Source organism: Sphingobium cupriresistens LL01, assembly GCF_001046645.1.
GTDB lineage: Bacteria > Pseudomonadota > Alphaproteobacteria > Sphingomonadales > Sphingomonadaceae > Sphingobium > Sphingobium cupriresistens.
This window is the reverse complement of record NZ_KQ130434.1, coordinates 2,501-26,559: the sequence shown is the minus strand read 5'-3', so window position 1 is coordinate 26,559 and position 24,059 is coordinate 2,501. Positions and strand designations below refer to the sequence as shown.

21 protein-coding genes, 2 tRNA genes, 2 rRNA genes and 1 riboswitch (1 of these 26 cut by a window edge) are annotated in these 24,059 nt (G+C 62.9%); of the genes, 10 read left to right on the top strand and 15 right to left on the bottom strand.

What is annotated here, in order from left to right; all coding sequences use genetic code 11:
* Positions 1 to 106 precede the first annotated feature (106 nt).
* The gene (locus V473_RS00135) at positions 107 to 973 is read right to left on the bottom strand and encodes a substrate-binding periplasmic protein (RefSeq protein WP_066599003.1); all 867 of its coding nucleotides are present in this window, start codon (positions 971 to 973) and stop codon (positions 107 to 109) included.
* 5 nt (positions 974 to 978) lie between these two features.
* Positions 979 to 1,407: a cytochrome c-550 PedF gene (gene pedF / locus V473_RS00130; RefSeq protein WP_066599000.1), complete on the bottom strand. Its 429-nt coding sequence runs from the start codon at positions 1,405 to 1,407 to the stop codon at positions 979 to 981.
* Positions 1,408 to 1,550: 143 nt separating this feature from the next.
* Between pedF and V473_RS00125 the strand changes: the two genes are divergently transcribed.
* From V473_RS00125 to V473_RS24310, 4 genes are all read left to right on the top strand, one after another.
* Entirely contained in the window at positions 1,551 to 2,510 is a 960-nt protein-coding gene (locus V473_RS00125) for a PQQ-dependent catabolism-associated beta-propeller protein (RefSeq protein ID WP_066598998.1), read from the top strand.
* A 112-nt stretch (positions 2,511 to 2,622) separates the two neighbouring features.
* A complete protein-coding gene (locus tag V473_RS00120; RefSeq protein ID WP_066598996.1) occupies positions 2,623 to 4,023 on the top strand; it encodes a porin family protein in 1,401 nt (466 codons plus the stop codon).
* Between the two features lie 107 nt (positions 4,024 to 4,130).
* On the top strand, positions 4,131 to 6,158 hold the full coding sequence (locus V473_RS00115) for a TonB-dependent receptor (protein WP_066604738.1): 2,028 nt from the start codon (positions 4,131 to 4,133) through the stop codon (positions 6,156 to 6,158).
* Between the two features lie 19 nt (positions 6,159 to 6,177).
* Positions 6,178 to 6,447 (top strand): DUF1294 domain-containing protein, encoded by a 270-nt coding sequence (locus tag V473_RS24310; RefSeq protein ID WP_269076420.1) that lies wholly within the window; start codon positions 6,178 to 6,180, stop codon positions 6,445 to 6,447.
* Between the two features lie 24 nt (positions 6,448 to 6,471).
* Here the strand turns inward: V473_RS24310 and V473_RS00105 are convergent.
* Positions 6,472 to 6,546: transfer RNA gene (locus V473_RS00105), tRNA-Thr, on the bottom strand.
* 116 nt (positions 6,547 to 6,662) lie between these two features.
* On the opposite strand from V473_RS00105, the gene V473_RS23900 reads away from it, so the two are divergent.
* On the top strand, positions 6,663 to 6,800 hold the full coding sequence (locus tag V473_RS23900; RefSeq protein WP_165363661.1) for a hypothetical protein: 138 nt from the start codon (positions 6,663 to 6,665) through the stop codon (positions 6,798 to 6,800).
* A 3-nt stretch (positions 6,801 to 6,803) separates the two neighbouring features.
* Here V473_RS23900 and V473_RS00100 read toward each other — a convergent pair whose 3' ends face one another.
* A complete protein-coding gene (locus tag V473_RS00100; protein ID WP_066598990.1) occupies positions 6,804 to 8,585 on the bottom strand; it encodes an aminopeptidase P family protein in 1,782 nt (593 codons plus the stop codon).
* A gap of 112 nt (positions 8,586 to 8,697) precedes the next feature.
* Here V473_RS00100 and V473_RS00095 point away from each other — a divergent pair, with 112 nt between their 5' ends.
* A complete protein-coding gene (locus V473_RS00095; protein ID WP_066598986.1) occupies positions 8,698 to 10,770 on the top strand; it encodes a S9 family peptidase in 2,073 nt (690 codons plus the stop codon).
* A complete protein-coding gene (locus V473_RS00090; protein WP_066598982.1) occupies positions 10,770 to 11,165 on the top strand; it encodes an acyl-CoA thioesterase in 396 nt (131 codons plus the stop codon). Before V473_RS00095 ends, V473_RS00090 begins: the two co-directional genes overlap by 1 nt.
* Before the next feature lie 3 nt (positions 11,166 to 11,168).
* Here the strand turns inward: V473_RS00090 and V473_RS00085 are convergent, their stop codons facing one another.
* The gene (locus tag V473_RS00085) at positions 11,169 to 13,013 is read right to left on the bottom strand and encodes an ABCB family ABC transporter ATP-binding protein/permease (RefSeq protein ID WP_066598981.1); all 1,845 of its coding nucleotides are present in this window, start codon (positions 13,011 to 13,013) and stop codon (positions 11,169 to 11,171) included.
* A 192-nt stretch (positions 13,014 to 13,205) separates the two neighbouring features.
* On the opposite strand from V473_RS00085, the gene V473_RS00080 reads away from it, so the two are divergent.
* A complete protein-coding gene (locus tag V473_RS00080; RefSeq protein ID WP_066598980.1) occupies positions 13,206 to 13,880 on the top strand; it encodes a DUF6891 domain-containing protein in 675 nt (224 codons plus the stop codon).
* A gap of 236 nt (positions 13,881 to 14,116) precedes the next feature.
* Here V473_RS00080 and V473_RS00075 read toward each other — a convergent pair whose 3' ends face one another.
* The 7 genes from V473_RS00075 to V473_RS00045 form a co-directional block, all read right to left on the bottom strand.
* Positions 14,117 to 14,386, bottom strand: a complete 270-nt coding sequence (locus V473_RS00075; protein ID WP_066598979.1) for a hypothetical protein — start codon at positions 14,384 to 14,386, stop codon at positions 14,117 to 14,119.
* A 47-nt stretch (positions 14,387 to 14,433) separates the two neighbouring features.
* Positions 14,434 to 14,829: a type II toxin-antitoxin system death-on-curing family toxin gene (locus V473_RS00070; protein ID WP_066598977.1), complete on the bottom strand. Its 396-nt coding sequence runs from the start codon at positions 14,827 to 14,829 to the stop codon at positions 14,434 to 14,436.
* Entirely contained in the window at positions 14,829 to 15,056 is a 228-nt protein-coding gene (locus tag V473_RS00065; protein WP_066598973.1) for an AbrB/MazE/SpoVT family DNA-binding domain-containing protein, read from the bottom strand. Before V473_RS00065 ends, V473_RS00070 begins: the two co-directional genes overlap by 1 nt.
* A gap of 67 nt (positions 15,057 to 15,123) precedes the next feature.
* Positions 15,124 to 15,381 (bottom strand): DUF2442 domain-containing protein, encoded by a 258-nt coding sequence (locus V473_RS00060; RefSeq protein ID WP_066598971.1) that lies wholly within the window; start codon positions 15,379 to 15,381, stop codon positions 15,124 to 15,126.
* A complete protein-coding gene (locus V473_RS00055) occupies positions 15,365 to 15,604 on the bottom strand; it encodes a DUF4160 domain-containing protein (RefSeq protein WP_242496119.1) in 240 nt (79 codons plus the stop codon). Before V473_RS00055 ends, V473_RS00060 begins: the two co-directional genes overlap by 17 nt.
* 70 nt (positions 15,605 to 15,674) lie before the next feature.
* Positions 15,675 to 17,570: a phosphomethylpyrimidine synthase ThiC gene (gene thiC / locus V473_RS00050; RefSeq protein WP_066598968.1), complete on the bottom strand. Its 1,896-nt coding sequence runs from the start codon at positions 17,568 to 17,570 to the stop codon at positions 15,675 to 15,677.
* 11 nt (positions 17,571 to 17,581) lie between these two features.
* Complete coding sequence (locus V473_RS00045; RefSeq protein WP_066598964.1) at positions 17,582 to 17,989, bottom strand: DUF2065 family protein; 408 nt, start codon at positions 17,987 to 17,989, stop codon at positions 17,582 to 17,584.
* A 54-nt stretch (positions 17,990 to 18,043) separates the two neighbouring features.
* A riboswitch (TPP riboswitch) is annotated at positions 18,044 to 18,154 on the bottom strand.
* On the opposite strand from V473_RS00045, the gene V473_RS00040 reads away from it, so the two are divergent.
* Together V473_RS00040 and V473_RS00035 are read left to right on the top strand one after the other, a co-directional pair.
* Positions 18,148 to 18,492: a hypothetical protein gene (locus V473_RS00040; RefSeq protein ID WP_244884315.1), complete on the top strand. Its 345-nt coding sequence runs from the start codon at positions 18,148 to 18,150 to the stop codon at positions 18,490 to 18,492. (Overlaps the previous riboswitch by 7 nt.)
* On the top strand, positions 18,489 to 20,624 hold the full coding sequence (locus tag V473_RS00035; RefSeq protein ID WP_066598959.1) for a prolyl oligopeptidase family serine peptidase: 2,136 nt from the start codon (positions 18,489 to 18,491) through the stop codon (positions 20,622 to 20,624). The genes V473_RS00040 and V473_RS00035 overlap by 4 nt, the downstream gene beginning before the upstream one ends.
* 170 nt (positions 20,625 to 20,794) lie before the next feature.
* On the opposite strand, the gene V473_RS00030 is transcribed toward V473_RS00035, so the two are convergent.
* The 3 genes from V473_RS00030 to V473_RS00020 all read right to left on the bottom strand — a co-directional run.
* Positions 20,795 to 20,871, bottom strand: a tRNA-Met gene (locus V473_RS00030).
* Positions 20,872 to 21,053: 182 nt separating this feature from the next.
* Positions 21,054 to 21,168, bottom strand: a 5S ribosomal RNA gene (rrf, locus tag V473_RS00025).
* A 201-nt stretch (positions 21,169 to 21,369) separates the two neighbouring features.
* Positions 21,370 to 24,059, bottom strand: a 23S ribosomal RNA gene (locus tag V473_RS00020); it runs 131 nt beyond the window's last position.

Here is a 24,059-nt window from a genome sequence, read left to right as displayed (position 1 = left end):
AACCATCCTCCCTTGTTGAACGGGCGCTCTACGCCCCCCGTTTATGTGCAGACTATGCCGTCCAGACAGAGCGGCAATTGGACCTTTGGTCGGACATGGCCGGCCTTCACCCCGCGGCGTTCGCCGGGGTCCAGGTGACGCCATAGCGCGCGAACAGCGCCTTCATCTCGCCGCTGGCCGCCATGGCGGTGGCGATTTCCTCGACCGCATCGCCCAGCGTGCGGCTATTTTCCTTCACCGCCATGCCGATGTCCCAGCCGGGCGAGGTGAAGGCGGGCAATGGACCCTTGCGCAGCGAGATCCGACTGGCGCGCTCGCCCGCACGGTGCAGCCCCTCCTCGATCTGGGCGCGGCTGGCGATTACGGCGTCGGCCCTGCCGCCGGTCACCGCATCCACAGCCGCCGACCCGGTCGGATAATGGGCCACATCCTTGGTCAATATCCCGCCGAAGCTGCCGATCAGATAGAAATCGGGGATGCTGTCCAGTTCGGCCGCCAGCCGGCGCCCGCGCCATTCGGTCGGCATCCCTTCCAGCGGCACCGCGCCGCCCAGGCCGGCCAGCGCGAAACTTTCGCGATAATAGGGCGCGACGATCGCGACCTGATCGTTGCGGGCGGCGAAGGTGCGGTCGAAGGGGACATGCAGCATGACGTCGCCCGGCATGAAGCCCAGCAGGCCGCCCTTCCATACGCCGTTGCGCAGATCGTCGTCGGCGCTTTCGTCCGCCACGAGTTCCGCCACGTCGGCGCGCACGCCGAGCTTTACGGCGATCGCCTGCGCCAGATCGACGTCGAGCCCGACGAGCTTGCCGCTTTCCTCCCACGACCAGGGTCGATTATCCTTGTAGACGACCACCCGCAGCGTGCCGAGCGCCTTGACCTTTGCCAGCGGCGCGGCGTCGCTGCGACCCGGCAACAGGCCCAGCGCCAGCGCCGCCCCTGCCCCGCCCATCCATGCGCGACGGCTGAGCATCGGGATCAGCCTTCGTGCTTGGTTTCGAGCCAGGCGCGGATCGCCCAGCCGGCCTTTTGCCCCAATACGTCGCCGAAGGGCGGCATATAGACCTTGCCGTCATGGCTGGAGCCGTGGCGGTAGCGTTCGGCGAACCACTGGTCGCCCGACTCGCCCGCTTCCAGATAGCGCAGGTCCGGCGCGATGCCGCCGCTTTCCGCGTCCAGCCCATGGCAGCGCGCGCAATTCTGGCCATAGGCGGACTGGCCGATCTCGATCGCCTTGGCGTTGCCGCTATAGGGATTTTTCTCAAGCCAGGTTTCGCCGATTTCCGGCAGCGCGGACGTATCGACCGCCTGCGGCGTCACGTCGCCATGCGCCAGCAATGCACTTGTCGCAGTCATGCCCAGCGTAGCGATGGCGCCCAGCAATGCGACCCTACCCAATATCTTCATTATATCCTCACCCAGTCGGTTTTCCCCTGATGGCCGCCAGTGTAGGCAAGGGCGGGCCGCGTCCCCATTGGCCATTGGTACAATCCCGTAGCGAGCGGGCTGTGGATAGACCGTTGGAAGAAGATTAGGGGCAGGAGGCGGGTATGAAGCGCATCATCATCATGGCAGGGTTGATATTAGTGCCTGCCGTCGCGCAGGCCGAAACCCTCTATGTCTCCAACGAGCGCGGCGACAGCGTCAGCGTGATCGACGCCGCGTCGGGCGCGGTGACGGCGACCTGGCCGGTGGGCGGCCGGCCGCGCGGCATCACCGTGTCGAAGGACGGCAAATATCTCTATCTTTGCGCCAGCCTGGACCATGCGGTGCAGGTGATCGACCGGGCGAGCGGCAAGGTGGTGGCGGAACTGCCGTCCGGGCAGGATCCGGAACAGTTTTTCCTGTCGCGCGACGGCGCGACCCTGTTCGTCGCCAATGAGGATGACGCCGCGCTGACCGCGATCGACCTCGCCACCCGCACCGTCGCCTTCCAGGTCGATGTCGGCGGCGAGCCGGAGGGGGTGGCGCAAAGCCCTGACGGCCAATGGGTCGTGGTCACATCCGAGGAGGATAATGTCGTCAACTGGATCGACATCAAGGCCAAGACAATGGTCGCCGAGACGCCGACGGACCAGCGGCCCCGCCATGTCGAATTCACCGGAGACGGCGCGCAGCTATGGGTCGCGGCGGAAGTCGGCGGGACGGTGCAGATCATCGACACCGCCAGCCGGCAAGTGGCCGAGACGCTGCGCTTCGCTATTCCCGGCATCCCCGACCATCGCATCCTGCCCTGCGGCATCCGCTTCACGCCCGATGGCAGGACCGCCGTCATCGCGCTGGGCCGGGCCGATCATGTCGCGCTGGTCGATGTCGCGACCCGCAAGGTGCGAGCCTATGTGCCGGTCGGCAAGCGCGTCTGGCATGTCGCGATCAGCGCCGACGGGACGCGCGCCTATGCCGCCAATGGTCTTTCGGACAATGTCTCCGTGATCGACCTGGCCAAGGGCGCAGTGACGCAGACCATCGCCGTCGGTGCTGCGCCGTGGGGCATCGTCGCCGCGCCCTGATTCGCATCCTGTCCGAAGGAACGAGAACCTAAGTCCAATTTCTCGGTTCCCTCATCCGTCCCACTCTTCGCCCCAGCCGGACACAAGCCGGCGATATACAGGGAGGATGATAATGAAGGGGACGTTGCGCCTGATGAGCGCGGCTGGAGCATTGATGCTCGCCGCCACCGCGGCGCCGGCCATGGCCGGAACCACCGCGGATCTGCTGAAGCGGCTGCACGAAAAGGGCATCCTGACCGATGATGAATATCAGGAGTTGGCGAAGGGTCAGACCGCCGAAGCGGCGCAGACCGCCGCGGCCCCTGCCCCGGCGGTGACCCCCGACGCATCCGGGGGGGCGGGCTATGTGCGCATGACCGACAGCGGCGTCGGCCTCCAGATCGGCGACGTGACGCTGAAATTCTCCGGCTCGGTCAACGGCTTCTACGTCCATGACAATGGCGACACGCCAAGCGCGACGACGGCGGTCACGGGCGGGGTCGCCACCGTGGGCGGCAGCACATCGGCCGTGCGCAACGGCCTGCTCCCCGGCTTCCTGAAAGTGGAAGCCTCCACCAGCCTGGAGGGATGGAACGTGGGCGCCCATTTCGGCATGTATCCGGGCATCAACTCGGTCAATTATGCAGCCGGCGGCGGCGCCAATAGCGCCGGCAATCCCCGCGCGCTGCAAACTGCGGGCATCGATTTCCGCCAGACCTACCTGACCTTCGGTCGCGCTGGCTTTGGCGAGGTGAAGATCGGCCGCGACATCGGCCTGTTCGCGTCGGAAGCGATCCTGAACGACATCACCCTGCTGTCGTCGGGCACGCCGGCGGGCAATGTCGCCCCGTCCAACACCACGCTTGGCCGCATCGGCACGGGCTATATCTACACCGACTTCCAGCCGCAGATTACTTATACCACGCCCAATTTCAGCGGCTTTACCGCCAGCGTCGGCATTTTCGAGCCGCTCTCTTCACTGACCGGCCCGGCCGAAACCAACAAGCAGCCCGGTTTCCAGGCAAAGTTCGTCTATGATGGCAAGTTCGGCGATGTCGGCACCCGACTGTGGGTGTCGGGCGTGACGCAGAAGCATAATGTCGATGCAGGGCCGGACTATACCGGCTGGGGCTGGGACGCAGGCGCGAAGGTGACGTTCGGACCGGTCACGGTGGTCGGCACCTATTATGACGCATCGGGCCTGGGCACCACCGCGCTCAACCTGTTCGACACCGATGGCCTGGGCAACAAGCGCGACAGCCACGGCTTTTACCTGCAGGGGCTGGCCACGTTCGGCAAATTCTCGGTCGGCGGCAGCTATGGCGAAAGCAATCTCGACTATGCCACTATCGCCGATGCGCTGGCCAACCCGACGCTGGTCGACAAGAATAGCAGTTGGGTCGGTCAGGTCCGCTACGGCCTCAACAGTTGGGTGACGCTGCTGGGCGAATATGTGCGCAGCAATTCGCAGGCGCATAACGGCAACGAAGCCACGTCCAGCGCCATTGCGGCAGGCGCGATCCTCTTCTTCTGACCAAAGGAACAATGTCACGGGGCGGGGGCTGCATCCTACAAGGATGCGGCCCCTTTCCGTTTGCAAAAGGCATGGAAAATAAGGAGAGGGGCGTCGAGGGGATCGCCATGAAAACTGTCATATTGCCTGCAATCTTATTGTCCGTACCGACGCTGGCTTTCGCCCAGGCGCCCGACGATGCGCCGGGGGAGGCGTCGCAGATCATCGTCACCGGCGCGGGGCTGGACCTGCCGCCCGGCACCCCGGCCTATGGATCGGTGGTGATCGACCGGCAGCGGCTGCTCGACAGCGCATCGGGGCGGATAGAAAGCGTGCTGGGCGATGTCGCGGGCTTCCAGCAATTCCGCCGGTCCGATAGCCGATCGTCCAATCCCTCCAACCAGGGCGCGACCCTGCGCGCGCTGGGGGGCAATGCGTCGAGCCGGACGCTGATGCTGCTCGATGGCGTGCCGATCGCTGATCCGTTCTTCGGCTATATCCCGTTCAGCGCGCTGGCGCCGGAACGGCTGTCCGTCGTGCGCGTCACCCGCGGCGGCGGTATCGGCGCGTTCGGCGCAGGCGCGGTGGCCGGGACGATCGAACTGGCCAGCGCGACGCGCGCGCAACTGCCCGATTTTTCCGCCAGCGCCTTTTACGGCAGCCGCGATTCGACCGAAGTCTCTGCTGGTCTGACCCAGGATCTGGGCGGCGGCTATGTTTCGCTGTCGGGCCGCTGGGACAGGGGCGACGGCTTCCACACTACGCCCAAGGACCAGCGCGTCGCCGCCACCGTGCCGGCCGCCTATGACGGCTGGTCCACCAATTTGCGCGCGGTCGCGCCGATTTCCGCCACGTCGGAACTGCAATTCCGCGCCACTCTGTTCGAGGATAACCGCACGCTGCGCTTCGCCGGAGCCGACAGCATGAGCCAGGGGCAGGACGCCAGCATCCGCTACATCAACCGCGGCGCGTGGCAGGTCGATGCGCTGGCCTATGTCCAGGCGCGCAACTTCTCCAACATAGTCATGTCCTCATCGACCTTCCGCAAGTCGCTGGACCAGCGCAACACGCCGTCCACCGGCATCGGCGGCAAAATCGAGATCCGGCCGCCGGTCGGCCCGGATCATGTGCTGCGACTGGGGGTCGATACGCGCTTCGCCACCGGCGACATGTATGAGGACGCCTATAACGCCATGAGCGGCGCGACGACATTCCGTCGCCATGCCGGTGGCGACCAGTGGACGACCGGCGCTTTTGTCGAGGATGACTGGACGCCAGAAGGCCTTGGAGGCAAGCTGATCCTGACCGGCGGCGTGCGGGGCGATCGCTGGTCGATACGCAACGGCTTCTACCATCAGGTCAGTGCGACCACCGGCGCCGCGACAGGCAGCGATTATGCCAACCGATCGGATTGGGAAGTGTCCGGCCGGGTCGGCGCGCTCTATCGCGCCAGCGACGCCGTAGCGCTGCGGACCGCGGCCTATAGCGGCTTCCGCCTGCCGACGCTCAACGAACTCTACCGACCGTTCGTGGTCTTCCCGATCACGACCCAGGCCAATGCCGCGCTGACCCCCGAAAAGCTGAAGGGCGTGGAAGCCGGCATCGACCTGACCCCGCTGACCGGCCTCACCCTGTCCGCCACCGCCTTCTACAATCGGCTGGACGACGCGATCGCCAATGTCACCAATCCATTGATAGCGAACACACGCAAGCGCCAGAATGTCGATCGCATCGTCGCCAAGGGCGTCGAACTGACCGCGGCGGCGGCGCTGGGCGACATCCGTCTGTCGGCCTCCTACGCCTATAACCACAGCATGGTCCGTGCGCCCGGCGCGGCGTTTAACGGCTTCACCCCGGCGCAGAGCCCGCGCCATGCGGCCAGCGCCACGGTCGCCTACAGCCCCGCCTCCGGCCCCACCCTGTCAACCACGTTGCGCTATGTCGCCAAACAATATGAGGACGACCTGCAAAGCGACGTCCTGCCCGATGCGCTGACGCTGGACGCGATCGCGCGCCTGCCGATCGGCCATGGCCTCAGCCTGGTGGCGCGGGGCGAGAATCTGTTCGACGAGACGATCGTGACCCGCAATGCCGGTGGATCGATGGATCTGGGGACGCCGCGTACGCTGTGGATCGGCGTCAGCTTTGGGCGCTGACGCGATTGGGACGATCCTGTTGCCGACGGCCCCGTTGCTGACGGCTTTGCTGCTGGCGAACCTGATCGCCTTCGCCCTCTTTGGCATGGACAAGCGGCGCGCCCGGCTGGGGTTGCGCCGCTTGTCCGAACGCACTCTGCTACTGTGGGCGCTGGCCGGCGGATCGACAGGCGCGCTGGCCGGTCGGCAGTATTTTCGCCACAAGACGCGCAAACAGCCCTTCTCGACCCTGCTATGGCTGATCGTCGCGGCGCAGGCGATGGCGATCGTCGCCTGGGCTATAATATGACGTTTCAGATGTTTGAGGGAGAAATGGTGCTGCCGGTGAGGATTGAACTCACGACCTCAGCCTTACCAAGGATGCGCTCTACCACTGAGCTACGGCAGCACTCTATTTCTGTTCCGAAGCGCTGTTCGCGCTTCGGAGGCCGGGCCTATGGCCGCCCCCCGGCCCGATGTCAAGGCGGGTTGCGGCCGAGTACGCATTTTGCTTAAGCCCATGGCATGGCTGAAACGCAGGACGAGAAAAAGACGAGGCTGGCGCAGGCGCTGCGCGACAATCTGCGCCGGCGCAAGGCCCAGACGCGCGAGGCTTCGCGGGAGGGCGCAACGCCGCCTCCCGCCGAAGACCCCAAGGACTGATGCTTAGAGCGGCGCGCAGGCGGCCTTCAGCCAGGCGAGCGCGTCGCCCTCCAGTTGCGGGCCGACCAAGTCCAGCACCGCGGCATGATAGGCGTCGACCCAGGCGCGCTCCTCGCCGCTCAGCAGATCGGTAGCGATGAGAGCGCGGTCGATCGGAGCAAAGGTCAGCGTCTCGAAGCCGAGCATGTCCTTTTCCGCGCCCGGCACCGCGCGTTCCTCGACCAGCACCAGATTTTCGATGCGGATGCCATATTCGCCGGTCTTGTAATAGCCCGGCTCGTTGGACAGGATCATGCCCGCCTGCAACGGCTCGTCCCCGCCGCCGAAGGTGGCGATGCGCTGCGGCCCTTCATGCACCGACAGGAAGCTGCCGACGCCATGGCCGGTGCCATGGGCGTAATCCAGCCCCTCGGCCCAGAGATACTGCCGCGCCAGCGCGTCGAGTTGGCCGCCGCGCGTCCCGTTGGGAAAGACCGCGCGGGCGAGCGCGATATGCCCTTTGAGGACCAGCGTGAAACGATGTCGCATTTCTTGCGTGGGCGTGCCGATAGCCAGGGTGCGGGTCACGTCGGTGGTGCCGTCGCGATACTGTCCGCCCGAATCCACCAGATAGAGGCTGCCCGTCTCGATCGGGCGATTAGTCTTTTCCTCGGCGCGATAGTGGACGACCGCGCCGTTCGGCCCGGCGCCGCTGATCGTATCGAAAGACAAATCCTCCAGCAGGCCGGTGTCCTTGCGGAACGCCTCCAGACGATCGGAGGCGGAGAGTTCGGTCAGGCCGCCCTTGGGGGCTTCAACGGCGACCCAGTGGAGAAAGCGGCTGAGGGCCGCTCCGTCGCGGGCCTGCGCCGCCCTGTGCCCGGCGATTTCGGTGGCGTTCTTGATCGCCTTGGCCAGCACGGCGGGATCGCGCAGCGACAGGACGCTCGCGCCGCCCTGATCCAGCCCGGTGAAGATCGCCGCGACCGCCCGTTCAGGGTCGGCGATAACGGTCTTTCCGGCGAAATCATGAAGCGCGGCGGCGAAGTTCGCACCGTCTCTGACACGCACCGCATTGCCCAGATGCTGGACGACCGCGTCGTCCATTTTTTCCGGCGCGACATAGAGATCGGCGGTAGCATCGGCATGGACGATGGCATAGGCGAGCGCAACAGGCGTGCGCTCCACGTCCTTGCCCCGGATGTTGAAGGTCCAGGCGATCGAATCGAGCGCCGACAGCACCACCGCATCGGCCTTTTTCGATACCAGCCAGTCCGCCATGGCGGCGCGTTTTTCCGCGGCCGACTGGCCGGCGAAGCGATCGTCATGCACGACCAGCTTGGCGTCGCTGCGGGCCGGGCGATCGGGCCAGATGGCGTCGACCGGGTTGGTATCGACCGCGACCAGTTCCGCGCCCTTCTCCGCCAGCGCCTGCGTCGCCTGGCTGACCCAGGCGCGGGTGTGGAGCCAGGGGTCGTAGCCGATCCGCGCGCCCTGCCCGGCATGATCCTTGAGCCAGGCGGCGATCGAGGTCTGCGGCACGCTTTCATATTGCCAATGGGCGCCGTCAACCTGCTCGCGCACTTGCAGCGTGTAGCGGCCATCGACGAAGATCGCGGCCTCTTCCGGCAACACCACGGCGCTGCCCGCCGACCCCTGGAACCCGGTCAGCCAGGCGAGCCGCTGCGCATAGGCGCCAACATATTCGCTCATATGCTCGTCGGTCAGCGGCACCACGAAACCATCCAGCGTCTGGCGCACCAGTTGCGCGCGCAGGGCCTTCAGGCGGTCTTCATAACTGGACATCACTATTCCCTTGGATCATGTCGGGCCTCTTGCATCGGCCATCATGCCGACAACATAGAGGGGTACGCGCGCTTATTCCAGCGCATGACCCCGTCTGGACCATGGATAGTTAATGACCGATCAAATGCAGCCTCCTTCCCTGCCGCCCGTAGCCGAGCGCCGCGCGCATAGTTTCACGCATCATGGCGTCACGGTGGACGATCCTTACGCATGGCTGCGCGATCCGAATTACCCCGATGTTCAGGACAGGCAAGTGCTGGCCTATCTGGAAGCGGAGAACGGCTGGTTCGACGGAGCGATAGCGCCACACAAGCCGTTGATCGACACGTTGTTTGCGGAAATGAAGGGTCGCATCAAGGAAGACGACCAGTCGGTGCCGCAGAAGGATGGCGACTATATTTATTGGCGCGCCTTCGAAACCGGCGCGCAATATCGCAAATGGTATCGTAAGCCCGTTGTTGGCGGTGACGATGAATTGATACTGGACGAACCTGCGTTGGCGGAGGGGCATGACTATTTCCGGCTGGGCGCGATGTCGGTCAGCCCGGATGGCCGCTACCTCGCCTATGCGATCGACACTAACGGGTCCGAACGGTTCGAGGCGCGGATCAAGGATCTGTTTTCAGGCGAGATCCTGCCCGAAGTGATCCCCGACACGCTATCCTCGCTGGTGTGGACCGCGGACAGCAAGGGGCTGCTCTACGGCCTGGCCAACGAAAATTGGCGGACCGATAATGCCCGGCTGCACTGGCTGGGCCAGGATGTCGCAAGCGACGTCGAGCTGTTCCACGAGCATGACGAGGGATTCCGCGTCTCGATCGGTCTGACCTCCTCGGAAAAGTGGATCGTCATCGCGACCGGCGATCATGTGACAAGCGAAGCCTGGCTGATCCCGTCGGGTGATCCCACTGCCAAGCCCCTACTGGTCGCGGCGCGCAAGCCCGGCCGCGAATATGATGTCGATGAGCATGAGGGCACGCTCTACATCAGGACCAATGACAGCCATCCCAATTTCCGGCTGGTGAAGGCGACGCTGGCAGCGCCCGACCAGTGGGCGGAAGTGATTGCGCCCGACGATCATTTCTACCTGACGGATTTCACCCTGTTCAAAGGGTTCTACGTCACCGAAGGGCGGCAGGACGGACTGGACCAGATCGAGCTGCGCGATTATGCGACGCACGCGCCCAAGCGCATCCCCTTCCCCGAAGCCAGCTATTCGGCGTCGCTGGACGACAATCCTGAATATGACGTCACGAAGCTGCGCATCGGCTATGAATCGATGGTCACGCCCGACACCATCTACGATTATGATTTGGCGACCGGGGTGCTGGATGTCCTCAAGATGCAGGAAATCCCGTCGGGCTATGATGCGAGCCGCTACGCGACCGAGCGGTTGATGATAACGGCCCGCGACGGGACGCAGGTGCCGGTGTCCATCGTCTATCCCGCCGACCTGCCCCGCGACGGCAGCGCACCGCTGCATCTTTATGGCTATGGCGCCTATGGCCTCGCCATGGAGCCGGGCTTCTCCACTAGCCGCCTGTCGCTGCTCGATCGCGGCTTCGCCTTTGCGCTGGCGCATATCCGCGGCGGCGACGACCTGGGCCAACAATGGTATCTGGATGGGAAGCTGGACAAGCGGGTCAACACATTCACCGATTTCGTGGATGTGGCGAAGGGCTTGATTGACCTGGGCTATACATCCAAGGGCCGGATCAGCATTTCGGGCGGGTCGGCCGGCGGCGAGTTGATGGGCGCGGTGGTCAATAGCGATCCCGACCTGTGGGGCGCGGTGGTGGCGCATGTGCCGTTCGTCGACGTGCTCAACACCATGCTGGACGAAACGCTTCCCTTAACGCCGGGCGAATGGCCCGAATGGGGCAATCCGATCGAGGATGAGGCCGCGTTTCACACGATCCGGTCCTATGATCCCTATACCCATGTCAGCGCGCAGGCCTATCCGCCGCTGATGGTGACGGCGGGGCTGAACGATCCGCGCGTGACCTATTGGGAGCCGGCCAAATGGGTGGCGAAGCTGCGCGCGACCAAGACCGACGATAATATCCTGCTGCTCAAGACCAACATGGGCGCGGGCCATGGCGGCAAGTCAGGGCGGTTCGAAAGCCTGCATGAAACGGCGGAAGAGTTCGCCTTCATCCTGTGGCAACTGAAGGTGGAGGGATAGTGGCCGCATCTTTCACCAAGACCTTCACCGCCCTGCCAGAACATATCGATGTGCTGGGCCATGTGAACAATGCGGTGTGGGTGCAGTGGATGGAGCAGGTGTCGGTCGAGCATTGGGAACGGGATGCCGATCCCGCCCATATCGACGCCTATATCTGGGTCGTGACCCGGCATGAGATCGACTATCGCGGCAATGTGACGCAAGGCCAGACGGTGACGGCCCGCACCTGGATTCCAGAGCCGCCACGCGGGGCGCGGTTCGACCGGATGATCGAATTCACCGGGGAGGACGGCAAGGTCAAGGTCGCAGCCAAATCCACCTGGGCGATCATCGACAAGGCGACGGGCCGTATCTTGCGCGTACCCGCAGAGGTGGCCACGAACTTCGTGGATTAAGCCTCAGGGCGTCACCACTTCGAACATATCCCCGATGCCCGGCTCGCTTGGCATCTGCTCCCGCTCCGCCGCCTGGCGGTTCCACATCAGAGCGTAGAGGCCGTCTGAGCGAACCAGATCGGCATGGCGGCCGCGTTCGACGATGACGCCCTTGTCCAGCACGATGATCTCGTCCGCGTCGACCACGGTCGACAGGCGATGCGCCACCACCAAAGTCGTGCGTTTGCGGCTGATGTCGCGCAGCACGGTCTGGATTTCCGTTTCGGTGCGGCTGTCGAGCGCGCTGGTCGCTTCGTCCAGCACCAGCACCGGCGGGTCTTTGAGCAAGGTGCGGGCGATTGCGACGCGCTGTTTTTCGCCGCCCGACAATTTGAGGCCGCGTTCGCCGACGCGGGTGTCATAGCCGCGCGCCAAGCTGAGGATGAAGTCGTGGATCGACGCCGCCTTCGCCGCGGCCTCTATCTCTTCCTGGGTCGCCCCTTCGCGGCCATAGCCGATATTATAGCCGACCGTGTCGTTGAACAGCACCATGTCCTGCGGCACGATGCCGATCGCGGCGCGCAGCGACTGTTGCGTGACCCCCGCTATGTCCTGCCCGTCGATCGACACCTGACCGCTCTGGATATCGTAGAAGCGGAACAGGATGCGGGCGATGGTGGACTTGCCTGCGCCGGACGGGCCAACGATCGCCAGCGTCTTGCCAGCCGGGACGGTAAAGCTGACATCGTGCAGGATTTCGCGTTCCGGGTCGTAGCCGAAGCGGACATGGTCGAAGCGCACGGCGCCGCCATGGGCATCAAGCATAGCCGCGCCGGGGACGTCGGCGATTTCCTGCGGCGTGTCGATCAGCTTGTACATCGCCTCCATGTCGATCAGCCCCTGGCGGATGGTGCGATAGACCATGCCGAGCAGGTCGAGCGGGCGGAACAGCTGGGACAGCAGCGTATTGACCAGCACCACGTCGCCGGTGGTGAACTGCCCCTTGCTCCAGCCCCAGACGGTATAGGCCATGGCCCCTGCCATCATCAGGTTGGTGATGAGCGACTGGCCGATATTGAGCCAGGCCAGGCTGTTTTCGCTCTTCACCGCCGCCTGGGCATAGCGGCGCATCGCCGTGCCGTAGCGGGTGGCTTCGCGCTGTTCGGCGCCGAAATATTTGACCGTCTCGAAATTGAGCAGGCTGTCTACGGCATGGGCGACGGCATTGGTGTCCATATCCACCATGTCGCGGCGCAACTGGTTGCGCCATTCGGTGACGGTGCGGGTGAAGCCGATATAGAGCGCCACCATGACGAGCGTCGCGATGACCAGGCCGGGGCCGAACTTGACGAAGAAGATGGCGCAGACCGCGACCAGCTCCAGCACGGTCGGGGCGATATTGAACAGCAGGAAATAGAGCATCGTGTCGATGCTCTTGGTCCCGCGCTCCACGATCTTGGTGACGGCGCCAGTGCGGCGGTCGAGATGGAAGCGCAAAGACAGGCGATGGAGATGGACGAACACGTCGTCCGCCAGCCGCCGCCCGGCTTCCTGCCCGACCTTTTCGAACACGGCGTTGCGCAGATTGTCGAACAGCACGCTGCCGAAACGCGCACCGGCATAGACCGCGACCAGCGCCATGGCGAGGCCGACAGCCGGCTCCAGCCCCGGCGCCATCCGGTCGATCGCGGCCTTGTAGGCGAAGGGCATGGCGAGGCTGACGGCCTTCGCCAGCAGCACCAGCCCCATGGCGAGGGCGACCCGGCGGCGCAGCGCGGCGGAGTCCGCAGGCCAGAGATAGGGGAGGAAGCGGCGCAAGGTCGCCCAGACGGGCGGGATCGGCGCGGAAGAAGCGGTATCGGGGGGCATTGGCCGCTATGTAGTCGCTTTGGCGCGGCAATCCAATGGGATGATCCAGCCATCGGAGCAGCGCCGATCGCGCCCGCGCCGTGGCGGAAGGACGCGCTGTCGGCACAAAGCGACGCCTGCCCCCTTTTCCTTTGCGACAACGCGGGGCATGATGGGCCGGTCGAGGCGCATCGCAGGAGGCAAGGCAGGCGCATGTTCGGGTCATTATGGAATCGGATTTTCGGAAACAAAGCCGATCGCCCGGAACGCAAAGCGCCGCAGCCGACATTGGAGGCCAGTTACGACCCGGTCGCCGCGTTGCGCGACCTGGTGCGGCGCGACGTCGCGGGCGGCTTTTTCGACGATGACGCGATATTGACCAATGCAAACGACATGTTCGAGGAGGAACTGCCCCGGCCGCTGCTGCGCGTCGAAGCGTCGGCGGCGTTGCGCGTGGCGCTGGCCGAGCATCGCGCCGCCGAACAGGCCTGGTCCGAGACGACCGATTGCGACCGGCTGGACGCCGCGTTTTCCGCGCTGGAGGAACAGGGCGTGGTCGCACGGCAGAATTTCACCTGCTGCGGCACATGCGGCGCGACCGAGATCTGGGACGAGATCGAGGCGGCGCAGGATGAGGGCGTGGCGGTGGAAGGCTATGCCTTTTTCCACATGCAGGACACCGAGTCCGCGGTGGAAGGCCATGGCCTCTATCTGAACTATGGCGCGTGCGAACAGGGCGAGGAGGCCGCGATCGCCATGGGCCACCGGATCGTCGCCGCGCTGGAGGCGCAGGGGCTGAGCACCACATGGGACGGCCGGCTGGAACAACGGATCAGCGTATCGCTGAACTGGAAGAAGCGGCGCAGCGTGCGCGTGCTGGAAGGCTGACCGCGCGCAGCGACGCAGATAGGTCATAGGGCGAAGTTCACACCGTTGTCGGCCTTTTCGGACCGATTGCGCCCATGTCGCCCGCGCGACGCGCCTGCCATGCCACCGATAGGCGTCAGTGACGCCACAATGCGCCGACCCATGACGCGCCCGCGACGCGCCTGTCGTGTCATGATCGCGTGGCGCGACGCCATGCCGATGCGGGCGCCCTGCCCTGGCCATGCCCCGGCCAGGCATCAGCCATGCGCCGACGCTGGCGCGTGAAGATGGCCGGCGATCGGATCGGCAAGGGCGCGGGCATACAGCGTCAGCGCATGGCTCCAGTCCCGGTCGAAGGCGGTGCCGGCCAGCCGACGACGCAGGCGATGCGCGCTGGACGGCGACATGCCCGCCGCGCGCGCCGCGCGGGCGACGCTGCCACATTCGAACAGGGTGGTGAGGAAGAGGCGCTGCCGGGCCGGAGTCCAGTGCGCGCGAGCGGCGGGGGATGCGGGTTTCTGTTCCATCCGACAGGATAAACCAGACGAAATCCTACATTGGAAGCAAATAGGATTCAGGCGGGACGAAGATGCTGGCGGAACCAGTCGGCCAGGTCTTCTTCCGAAAGCGAATCCGCCGCCAAGTCGAGGAAGGCGACGACCAGTTCGGCGTCGGTCGCATCCAGACTATAGCCATTCAGCAGCAGGAAGGTTTCGCTGACCACCGCCGCAATCCGCTTGTTGCCATCAACGAACGGGTGGTTGCGCGCCAGGCCATAGGCATAGGCGGCGGCCAGTGCGGCAGCATCGGGATCACCATAATGGGCGAGTTGCTGCAGCCGGGCCATGGCGCTTTCGAACAGACCGCGATCGCGCATCGCGTCGCCTCCTCCGCCATGTTCGGCGATCTGTTCGGCATGGGCGGCCATCGCCACGGCCAGCGTGACCCAGACCCAATCATCCTGCGCCATTATTTGGCGAGTTCGCGCAGCGCCCGCTTGCGTCGCGCCATCACATCACGCGCGGCCGCCATCTGCGCATCGAAGTCCGGCTCGGCGGCCGACAGTTCGATCCCGCGCGGGGTGACGACGACGGAGAGGCTATCCCCGGCAGCGGCGTTAAGATGCGCCAACAACTCCTTGGGCAGGATCACCCCGGCGCTGTTGCCGATCTTCGTGATTTTGAGGGGCGTGTTCATACGGGGGTTATAACATGGTGGAGTGCCCGGATCAATCAGGGTTCATCGTAGAAACCCACGACATTGCTTATCGCTTTGGTGCTGGCGCACCTCTGAGCAAACCTTCCGTACTCAAATCTTCGTCAATCTCTGGCCAATGGATGCCATAACCGCCACCGGCGACTTCCCATATCTTCCGCTGAGCAGGCGCGGCTTGGGCCAGGCGCGGATACCATGCCAAAGGCACGGAAATGGTGCGGCCGTCCATCAAGTCGACGATCAGGCTGTCATCGTCGCAGCGGACATCGGCCACGCGCTCGTCGGTGATCCTAGCCGAAATATTCATGCCATGCCTCCAGCAACCGACTGCGATGCGCCGCGACCATGGCTATTATGCCATTGATCTCCGACCGACGAAAGCCGGTGTTCTTCGCCATCGCAACCGGTTCGAGCCAGACTTTCATCGACGAGCCGCCCTTGTCGATATGGACATGGGGCGGCTCGTTCGGCTCATGGCTGTAGAAGTAGAAGCGATAGCCATCGAAGCGGAAGATGGTCGGTATCAGCATATCCCCTATAATGAGGCCGAGCCACCTACCGCAGACATTAGCGTCAGAGGCGCGAACTAAAGCTCACGCATCAATCATGCTCCCTGCCGCCAGCGCCCATATACAGCTCGCTGCCGCTGTCCTTGAAGACTTTACTCATCTCTTCCATGCCCTTGAGCGCGGCCGCCTTGCTGGCGGCGGCGGTTTGCGCGCCGGTGGGGCCGGTGGCGATGAAGCCTTCGACGCTCTGGTTCTGTTTGGCGGCGAAATCGCGGACTTCCTGGCTGATCTGCATCGAGCAGAATTTGGGGCCGCACATGGAGCAGAAATGGGCGCTCTTCGCCCCTTCGGCCGGCAGCGTCTGGTCGTGATATTGTTCGGCCGTTTCGGGGTCGAGCGACAGGTTGAACTGGTCGCGCCAGCGGAATTCGAAACGGGCGCGGCTCAAGGCATCGTCGCGAACCCTGGCGGCCGGGTGGCCCTTGGCCAGGTCGGCGGCGTGGGCGGCGAGTTTGTACGTCACGACGCCGACCTTCACATCGTCACGGTCGGGCAGGCCCAGATGCTCCTTGGGCGTGACATAGCAGAGCATCGCCGTGCCGTACCAGCCGATCATCGCCGCGCCGATGCCCGACGTGATATGGTCATAACCCGGCGCGATATCGGTGGTGAGCGGCCCCAGCGTGTAGAAGGGCGCTTCGCCGCAGACCTGTAGCTGCTTGTCCATATTCTCCTTGATCTTGTGCATGGGCACATGGCCCGGCCCTTCGATCATCACCTGCACATCCTGTTTCCAGGCGCGGTGGGTCAATTCGCCCAGCGTGTAGAGTTCGGAGAATTGCGCTTCGTCATTGGCGTCGGCGATCGATCCGGGGCGCAGGCCGTCGCCCAGGCTGTAGGCGATGTCATAGGCCTTCATGATCTCCGTGATGTCGTCGAAATGCTCGTAGAGGAAGCTTTCCTTGTGATGGGCGAGGCACCATTTCGCCATGATCGAGCCGCCGCGCGAAACGATGCCAGTGACACGCTTGGCCGCCATGGGGATATAGGCGAGGCGGACGCCCGCATGGATGGTGAAATAATCGACGCCCTGCTCGGCCTGCTCGATCAGCGTGTCGCGGAAAATCTCCCAGGTCAGGTCTTCGGCGACGCCGCCGACCTTTTCCAATGCCTGATAGATGGGCACGGTGCCGATCGGCACGGGCGAATTGCGCAGGATCCATTCGCGCGTGTCGTGGATGTTGCGGCCGGTGGACAGGTCCATGACGGTGTCCGCGCCCCAGCGGATCGACCAGACCAGCTTGTCGACTTCGGAGGCGACGTCGGAGGCGACGGCGCTGTTGCCGATATTGGCGTTGATCTTGACCAGGAAATTGCGGCCGATCGCCATCGGTTCGGATTCGGGGTGGTTGATATTATTGGGGATGATGGCGCGGCCGCGGGCGATTTCGTCGCGGACAAATTCGGGCGTCACATAGTCGGGGATGGACGCGCCGAAGCTTTCGCCGTCGCGGACATATTCGGCGAGGCGGGCGCGGCCGAGATTCTCGCGCTCCGCCACATATTCCATTTCCGGCGTGATGATGCCGCGGCGGGCATAGTGCATCTGGGAGACGTTGGCGGAGGGCTTGGCGCGCAGCGGGCGCTTGACCAGGTTCGGGAAGGGCTGGACGCCGCCGGACCTGTCGGGGCCTTTCAGGCCGTTATCCTCCGGCTTGATTGCGCGCGCATCATATTCCTCAACATCGCCGCGCGCCATGATCCAGTCGCGGCGCAACTGGGGCAGGCCGGCCATGATGTCGATACGGGCGTCCGGGTCGCTATAGGGACCGGACGTGTCATAGACACGGACCGGCGGCTCGCCGCTACCCGGTTCCAGATGGATTTCGCGCATCGCGACCTTGAGCGGGCCGACATGGATTTTTTTCGACCCGCGAATGGGGCCGGTAGTGACGCGCATTTCGGTGCGGGCGGGGACATCTGCCATGAGGATACCTTTCAGACGGAAAGCGTGGCGCGGCCGGTAAGGCCTGCGAGGAAGAGGAGAAGACCGAGTATCAGGGCGATCAGTGCCCAGGTGCGGATGAAATTCGTCGACCAGTGGCCGATGCGGATGAGCGGACCGGGTACGGCGAGCAAGGTCGCGCCTTCGATCAGGGCGACATAGCCGACCAGGCTGACGATAATGGCGAGCGGGTCGGTCCAGATGCTGTGAACCAGCACCAGGGTCGCGCCGACAGCAAAGACGGCGAAGCCCAGTGCGACGACCAGGCCCGGCGACCGGTTGAGATCATCCATCACCGCGCGCCAGCGCTGCGGACTCGCCAGTCCGCCCAGGCCGATGACGATCATGTAGAGGCCGATAATCTCCGCCAGGCGCAGGGTCAGAACCGAAATTGTGTCCATGGGTCCGCCTTTCTTCGCCTCTTCACAAGGGCGACGGGCGGGTGCGGTCTGCTGGTCCAACAAGCCGTCCCTCCCTACGCCGGTCTCAACCAGATCAGGTTCAACGGGTCGCGGTCCAATCAACCGCCTCTCAACCGTCTATGGACGGTCCCCCGGGGATGCTGGACAGGATAGGGACGAACGGCCACAAGGTCCAGCACCATATGTTCGACACCCCACCGCCCCCGGATCTGTCCACCAAAGCGGGCCGCAAGGCCTGGCGGCGCGAGATGCGCATGGTCGCGGTGCGGCCGCGGCGCTGGGGGCTGTGGTTGCTGACGCTCGGCTTCCTGCTGCTGATGGCGCCTGCCGCCTTTGGCCTGCACAGCCTGTGGGGCTGGTCGCCCACGTTTATCGGGAGCCTGTTGATGCTGGGCGCGTTACCCCTGCTGGTCGCGGGCGCGCGGTTGCGGCGGCGCTATCGGCAGGGACGGATGGGCCGGCCAAAGGAGGACGGGTCGTGAAAAAGAGGATTTTATTGTTGGTGACTGCGGCTTTGTTGACCGGCGCCGGCGCGCCCCCTTCGCCTGTTTCGGCCCCTGCCCCGGCGGACGACCCGTTCCTATGGCTGGAGGATTGGACCGGCCCCCGCGCAATGCAATGGGTGGAGGCGGAGAATAAGGCGACGGTCGCGACCCTGCAAGGCGATCCGCGCTATGCCGGTTATTTCAAGGATGCGTTGGCGATCGCATCGGCCAAGGACCGGATCGCCATGCCGATGCTGATCCACGGCCGGGTCTATAATGTCTGGCGCGACACCGATCATCCGCAGGGCATATGGCGCTATACCAGCGAGGCTGATTATGCGACCGATGCGCCGCGCTGGACGACGGTGCTGGACCTGGACGCGCTGTCGAAGGCCGATGGCAAGAAATGGGTGTGGAAGGGCGCATCCATCCTGGACCCCGACGAGCGGCTGGCGCTGATCCATTTGTCCGATGGCGGCGAGGATGCCGTGACCCTGCGCGAGTTCGATCTGGTGACCGGGCAGTTCGTGGAGGGCGGGTTCGCCATTCCCACCTCCAAACAGAATGAGGACTGGCTGGACAAGGACACGATCCTGCTCGCCCGCGATTGGGGCGCCGATGCACAGGGGGGCAGCATGACGGCGTCGGGCTATCCCTTCGTGGTGAAGACATTGAAGCGCGGGCAGCCGTTGTCCTCCGCACAGGAAATCTATCGCGGCGCGCCCAGCGATCAGGTCGGGACGTTTCCCATGGTCCTGTCGGATGGCGCGGGTAATCGCGCCGCTTTCCTCTATCGCGGCATCACCTTTTTCGGCAACGAAACCTATCTCGTCACCGCCGATGGCGTGAAGAAGCTCCCCCTGCCGGCCAAGAGCCAGTTGCAGGGCATGGTACAGGGTCAGGTGCTGATTCAGACCAGTCAGGACTGGGCCAGTGGCGGCGTGAGCGTACCGACGGGATCGCTGGCGGCGGTGCCCTTGAAGGCGCTGCAATCCGGCGAGACATTGAAGCCGCAAATTCTGTTCGCGCCCAATGCGCGCCAGTCGATCGATGGGGTGACGGCGACGAAGGACCGGGTGATCCTGGCCATCAACGACAATGTGCGCGGACGAGTGCAGGTGCTGACGCCGGGCAAGGACAGGTGGACGACGACGCCCGTCGCCCTGCCCGACAATGCGACCATCTCGATCGCGACCGCCACTCACAAGAGCGACAAGGCCTATCTGTCGGTCGCCGGCTTCCTGGCGCCGACGACGCTCTGGGCGATCGACGCGGCAAACCCCGCCGCGCCGCGCCAGGTGAAGGCGATGCCTGCGCGGTTCGATGCCGCTGGCCTGGCGGTCGATCAGTTCGAGGCGACATCGACCGACGGGACGAAAATCCCCTATTTCATCGTTCACCGCAAGGATATGAAGCCGGACGGCTCCACCCCGACGATCATGACCGCCTATGGCGGATTCGAGGTGCCGATGACGCCCAGCTATGCGGCGATCACCGGCAAGCTGTGGCTGGAACGGGGCAACAGTTTCGTGCTGGCCAATATCCGTGGCGGTGGCGAGTTCGGCCCGGCCTGGCATGAGGCGGGACTGAAGACCAAGCGGCAGATCATCTATGATGATTTCGCGGCGGTGGCGCAGGATATTTTTGCGCGCAAATTATCGTCGCCCAGGAAATTCGGTATCTATGGCGGGTCCAACGGCGGCCTGTTGATGGGGGTGGCGTTCAACCAGCATCCCGACCTCTGGAACGCGGTAACGATCCAGGTGCCTTTGCTGGATATGGTGCGCTACGAGCAGATCGCGGCCGGCGCGTCCTGGGTCGACGAATATGGCAGCGTAGCGGTGCCGGAGGAGAAGGCGTTTCTGGAAAAGATTTCGCCCTATGCGAACATCCGCCGCGAGTTGAAATATCCGATGCCGTATATCTGGACGACAACCAAGGACGACCGGGTCGGTCCGCAACATGCCCGGAAATTCGCGGCGCGGCTTAAGGATTATGGGCTGCCCTATTATTTCTACGAAGACACGGCCGGCGGGCATAGCGGGGACGCGGACATAGCGCAGGGCGCGCGGTTGCAGGCGATGCAGCTGGTGTATTTCAGTCGGCAGCTGGAAGGCGCTGACCGGTGATGGGGTGGATGGTGAGGCGGCTGGATGGGCCGCCTTTCCATCTGCCGATGGCGCGAAGAGCAGGCGATAAAAAACCCCGCTTTGTGGGCGGGGTTGTGTGGTGCGATGGCCCCCGCTTTTACGGGGGCGGCGCAAAGCCTCAGCACGCTGCGTTCGGTAATGCTTTATGTTGGTTGCGGGAGTAGGATTTGAACCTACGACCTTCAGGTTATGAGCCTGACGAGCTACCGGGCTGCTCCATCCCGCGTCACCAACATGGGCTGCGTTTTGCAGCCTGCGAAGCATTTTTGCTTGTCATCCCGCTTTTGCGGTCTGACGGCGGGCTGCTTCATCCCGCGTCACCAACGGTAAAAGGGCGACCTTTTGGGTCGCCCTTTTATGAGACGTTATGAATGGGTTTTTGTTTCCGATATATGCGCGAGCTTCAATGCCTGGCGACGCCCTACTCTTCCAGTGCTTGAGCAATAGTACCATCGGCGCAGACTGGTTTCACGGCCGAGTTCGGGATGGGATCGGGTGGGTCACAGACGCTATGGTCACCAAGCAATGAAGCTGGCGCATATATGGGTTTTTGATCGATGCCGTGCACATGAGTATTTGCTTGCCAAACACGGCAACAGCCGCGTTTGGTGTATGTTTTGTAAGCGTATATCCGGGCTGGCTTAACAACCGACCGATCGCTGACATGCGCTGGAGACCAGCATTGTCGTTGATGGTGGGACTCTGCGGTTCACAAGTGAACCGTTTAAGCGCGAATAGGACAATTAGTATCGGTTAGCTTCATGCGTTACCGCACTTCCACATCCGATCTATCAAGGTCGTGGTCTTCGACCGTCCTGAGAAATCTTATCTTGAGGGAGGCTTCCCGCTTAGATGCTTTCAGCGGTTATCCCGTCCATACATAGCTACCCAGCTGCGCTCCTGGCGGAACGACTGGTACACCAGAGGTATGTTCAACCCGGTCCTCTCGTACTAGGGTCAACTCCTCTCAAATTTCGACGCCCACGGCAGATAGGGACCAAACTGTCTCGCGACGTTCTGAACCCAGCTCACGTACCACTTTAATTGGCGAACAGCCAAACCCTTGGGACCTGCTCCAGCCCCAGGATGTGATGAGCCGACATCGAGGTGCCAAACGATTCCGTCGATATGAGCTCTTGGGAATCATCAGCCTGTTATCCCCGGCGTACCTTTTATCCGTTGAGCGATGGCCCTTCCACGAGGGACCACCGGATCACTATGACCGACTTTCGTCTCTGCTCGACTTGTCAGTCTCGCAGTCAGGCGGGCTTATGCCATTGCACTCTAACAGACGGTTTCCAACCGTCCTGAGCCCACCATCGCGCGCCTCCGTTACTCTTTAGGAGGCGACCGCCCCAGTCAAACTACCCACCACAGAGGGTCCCTGTACCGGATAACGGTACGAGGTTAGACATCAGAAAACAGCAGGGTGGTATTTCACCTATGGCTCCACATCAACTGGCGTCGATGCTTCAAAGCCTCCCACCTATGCTACACAGCTCTTTCCTAATGCCACTCTGAAGTTGCAGTAAAGGTGCACGGGGTCTTTCCGTCTAACCGCGGGTACTCCGCATCTTCACGGAGAATTCAATTTCGCTGAGCATATCCTGGAGACAGTGGGGAAGTCGTTACGCCATTCGTGCAGGTCGGAACTTACCCGACAAGGAATTTCGCTACCTTAGGACCGTTATAGTTACGGCCGCCGTTTACCTGGGCTTCAATTCAGAGCTTGCACTCCTCCTCTTAACCTTCAGGCACCGGGCAGGCGTCAGGCCCTATACGTCGTCTTGAAGCCGACTTAGCAGAGCCCTGTGTTTTTGCTAAACAGTCGCTACCCCCTGGCCTGTGCCCCCCACAAGAGCTTGCGCTTATGTGGGGCCTCCTTCTTCCGAAGGTACGGAGGCAATTTGCCGAGTTCCTTCAGGATACTTCTCTCAAACGCCTTGGTATACTCTACCATTCCACCTGTGTCGGTTTAGGGTACGGTCTATACGGAGGGGCTATTTCCTGGGACAACTTCACAGCCTGGAGCAATCCAATAAGCCCAGACCATTTACGCCATCCGTCACACACCTCCAGGCCCACGAATATTAACGTGGTTCCCATCGACTACCCCCTTCGGGCTCGTCTTAGGGGCCGGCTTACCCTGCTCAGATTAGCTTTAAGCAGGAACCCTTGGAATTTCGGCGACAGTGCATCTCACACTGTTAATCGCTACTCATGTCTGCATTCGCACTTCCGATACCTCCACGGTCGGTTACCCTCCCGCTTCAACGGCCTACGGAACGCTCCGCTACCGCTCAGTCAAAGACTGAACCCTAAGCTTCGGTGCATCACTTTAGCCCCGTTACATCTTCGCCGCAGGATCTCTTGTTTAGACCAGTGAGCTGTTACGCTTTCTTTAAAGGATGGCTGCTTCTAAGCCAACCTCCTGGTTGTTTTGGAAATCCCACATGCTTTCCCACTTAGTGATGACTTGGGGACCTTAGCTGTAGGTTAGGGCTGTTTCCCTTTTGACGACGGACCTTAGCACCCGCCGTCTGTCTGCCGGACTAGACTCGTTGGTATTCGGAGTTTGGTTAGTGTTGGTAGATCTCGCGACCCCCGCAACCATCCAGTGCTCTACCCCCAACGGCAATCATCCGACGCTCTACCTCAATAGATTTCGCGGAGAACCAGCTATTTCCCGGCTTGATTGGCCTTTCACCCCTAAGCACAACTCATCCGACAATTTTTCAACATTGAACGGTTCGGTCCTCCAGTGCGTGTTACCGCACCTTCAACCTGGTCATGCATAGATCGCCGGGTTTCGGGTCTAATGCATCAAACTATGGTCGCCCTATTCAGACTCGCTTTCGCTGCGCCTACACCTAACGGCTTAAGCTTGCTTGATACACTAAGTCACAGACCCATTATGCAAGAGGTACGCGGTCAGGTCTCGCCTATCCGAAGATATTGGGACCCTCCCACTGCTTGTAGGCATCCGGTTTCAGGTACTGTTTCACTCCCCTCATCGGGGTGCTTTTCACCTTTCCCTCACGGTACTGGTTCACTATCGGTCATGTACGAGTATTTAGGCTTGGAGGGTGGTCCCCCCATGTTCAGACAGAGTTTCACGTGCTCCGCCCTACTCAAGTCCTGGAATATCATTTTCGCATACGGGGCTGTCACCCGCTATGGCCGCACTTTCCAGAGCGTTCTGCTAATTATATCCCAGGCGCTGGCCTGGTCCGCGTTCGCTCGCCACTACTAACGGAATCTCGGTTGATGTCTTTTCCTCCGGGTACTGAGATGTTTCAGTTCTCCGGGTTCGCTTCACCAAAGCCTATTTTATTCAGCTTAGTGATACCTCGACCATTTAACCGCTGATCCGTCCGTCCCGAAGGTCGATCGAACCAATGATTAAATGGTGAA

Excerpts from the sequence above, each read along its gene's own strand:
- V473_RS00135 (WP_066599003.1), bottom strand. The coding sequence starts at position 973 with ATGCTCAGCCGTCGCGCATGGATGGGCGGGGCAGGGGCGGCGCTGGCG.
- V473_RS23900 (WP_165363661.1), top strand. The coding sequence starts at position 6,663 with ATGGCTGAAACGCAGGACGAGAAAAAGACGAGGCTGGCGCAGGCGCTG.
- V473_RS00075 (WP_066598979.1), bottom strand. The coding sequence starts at position 14,386 with ATGGAACAGAAACCCGCATCCCCCGCCGCTCGCGCGCACTGGACTCCG.
- V473_RS00055 (WP_242496119.1), bottom strand. The coding sequence starts at position 15,604 with ATGCTGATACCGACCATCTTCCGCTTCGATGGCTATCGCTTCTACTTC.
- V473_RS00040 (WP_244884315.1), top strand. The coding sequence starts at position 18,148 with ATGCTGGACAGGATAGGGACGAACGGCCACAAGGTCCAGCACCATATG.
- V473_RS00100 (WP_066598990.1), bottom strand. The coding sequence starts at position 8,585 with ATGTCCAGTTATGAAGACCGCCTGAAGGCCCTGCGCGCGCAACTGGTG.
- V473_RS00115 (WP_066604738.1), top strand. The coding sequence starts at position 4,131 with ATGAAAACTGTCATATTGCCTGCAATCTTATTGTCCGTACCGACGCTG.
- V473_RS00080 (WP_066598980.1), top strand. The coding sequence starts at position 13,206 with ATGTTCGGGTCATTATGGAATCGGATTTTCGGAAACAAAGCCGATCGC.
- V473_RS00085 (WP_066598981.1), bottom strand. The coding sequence starts at position 13,013 with ATGCCCCCCGATACCGCTTCTTCCGCGCCGATCCCGCCCGTCTGGGCG.
- V473_RS00125 (WP_066598998.1), top strand. The coding sequence starts at position 1,551 with ATGAAGCGCATCATCATCATGGCAGGGTTGATATTAGTGCCTGCCGTC.
- V473_RS00045 (WP_066598964.1), bottom strand. The coding sequence starts at position 17,989 with ATGGACACAATTTCGGTTCTGACCCTGCGCCTGGCGGAGATTATCGGC.
- V473_RS00095 (WP_066598986.1), top strand. The coding sequence starts at position 8,698 with ATGACCGATCAAATGCAGCCTCCTTCCCTGCCGCCCGTAGCCGAGCGC.
- V473_RS00120 (WP_066598996.1), top strand. The coding sequence starts at position 2,623 with ATGAAGGGGACGTTGCGCCTGATGAGCGCGGCTGGAGCATTGATGCTC.
- thiC (WP_066598968.1), bottom strand. The coding sequence starts at position 17,570 with ATGGCAGATGTCCCCGCCCGCACCGAAATGCGCGTCACTACCGGCCCC.
- V473_RS00070 (WP_066598977.1), bottom strand. The coding sequence starts at position 14,829 with ATGGCGCAGGATGATTGGGTCTGGGTCACGCTGGCCGTGGCGATGGCC.
- V473_RS00065 (WP_066598973.1), bottom strand. The coding sequence starts at position 15,056 with ATGAACACGCCCCTCAAAATCACGAAGATCGGCAACAGCGCCGGGGTG.
- pedF (WP_066599000.1), bottom strand. The coding sequence starts at position 1,407 with ATGAAGATATTGGGTAGGGTCGCATTGCTGGGCGCCATCGCTACGCTG.
- V473_RS00060 (WP_066598971.1), bottom strand. The coding sequence starts at position 15,381 with ATGAATATTTCGGCTAGGATCACCGACGAGCGCGTGGCCGATGTCCGC.